1 protein-coding gene is annotated in these 1,480 nt (G+C 48.2%); it reads right to left on the bottom strand.

Going from position 1 to position 1,480, the window contains the following annotated elements; genetic code table 11:
• The coding region (locus QVO97_RS08205; protein WP_288189394.1) for a hypothetical protein at positions 1-1,480 on the bottom strand (1,480 nt) is incomplete at both ends.

The raw sequence follows: 1,480 nt of genomic DNA, 5'->3' as shown, positions 1-1,480 counted from the left end.
TGGAAAGAGTGCCTTTCCCCTCGATAGACTCTGTCTCACTCTTAAGAATCTCCAGCCCGTCAGTTGCTTTTGAGTAAGGCATAATGCCCTTTTCTAAGTCTTCCTCAGACCAGTAGGACATATCCGGACTGGTGATGTTATGGTACGGACTCTCATTATTTGAACCTGAGAGAGCCATCTTCGCAGATGTTGTCAGAGCAAGTCCTGTCTTTGTCTGTAGCTCAGTGTCCTTAAAGGCATTTCCGGCCAGACTTTCCGCTGAATTTCGAATCAGCTTCATACCGTCCCAGATATAGGAACTGTCCATCTGCCCTGCATCTGCTAAACCGGTGCTTGTATTGAAGTCCATCCAGCCAACAGATGTACTGCCGCTGGAAACCGATGTCAGCGCCAGCAGATTCGCTTTGAAGCGATCCGGAGTCATCTCCTCTGGTGCTTCTGTAATCAAAACACCATCTGCACTGTATCGGTCATCACCACGTACAAACTCTCCGGTCAGACCGCCGGCACGATCGGAAGATGCGGAAACTGTACCTGTTACAATCGTCCGTTTTACCCGGGTGTCCGGATAGGAACTTGGTGCAGATGCAAAGTATCCCAAACTGAACATTCTTCCGGACACACCACCGGCTCCAAGTGTTGCTGTTACATTCGCATTGATAATATTTCCAAAAATATCTCCGCAGTAAAGATCTCCCACCAGACCACCGGCATAGGCATTCGCCGAAACATCCACCTTACTGACAAAACACTTTTGGATAGAATGCGGCCGTACCATTCCGAAGAGGCCTCCGGCATAGTTTCCTGTTGCTTTAATTTCAGTCTTGTACACACCAATATTGGTAAATCTACTTGTATAATTTGGATTCTGATAACCGGAATATCCTCCCACATAGCTGGAACCGCTGATTGAGGAATTCTCAACCAATGCGCTATTGGTATTCGTGTTCGGATATTTTCCGTAAACACCGCCGATATAATCTGAGCCGCTGACCGTCACGTGGTTGATCAGCATATTATAGCCATCTCCCACTTCACCAGATACACCACCGGCACAATTCATCATGGAGGAAACCTTATTATCCTCGCTGATGAGATATTTCGGATAGTTCCAGCTGCCTCCACCGGCGTAAGAACCTGCACTCTCATAATTGCATTCTATATCACTGTTATAAATCTCACAGTAGATAATATTTTCTGTGCTCTGGCCCTGATATCCGAACAGACCGCCGACATATTGATAACCTTTAATTCTATTGCGGATGATCTCACTGCCGACTGCATCCTTGTTCGTTCCGGTTCTGGCACCACGGTAAGCCGGATCCTCGTCACTCTCAGCCGTACGCCGGCCCAGACGATACCCATAATAAGTGAGGGATCCTGCCGGATCCTTGGTTATGCCAATCAGGCCGCCGACATAGGTCGTTCCGATTACCTGGATGCCATCGGCTGACAGATGCTCTGCCTCTCCTTCCAGACG

Origin of the sequence: Clostridium sp. CAG:43 (assembly GCF_000434655.1) — a bacterium.
Lineage (GTDB): Bacteria > Bacillota > Clostridia > Lachnospirales > Lachnospiraceae > Otoolea > Otoolea fessa.
Note: the sequence above shows the minus strand (reverse complement) of the source record. Positions and strands in the feature narration are given on the sequence as shown.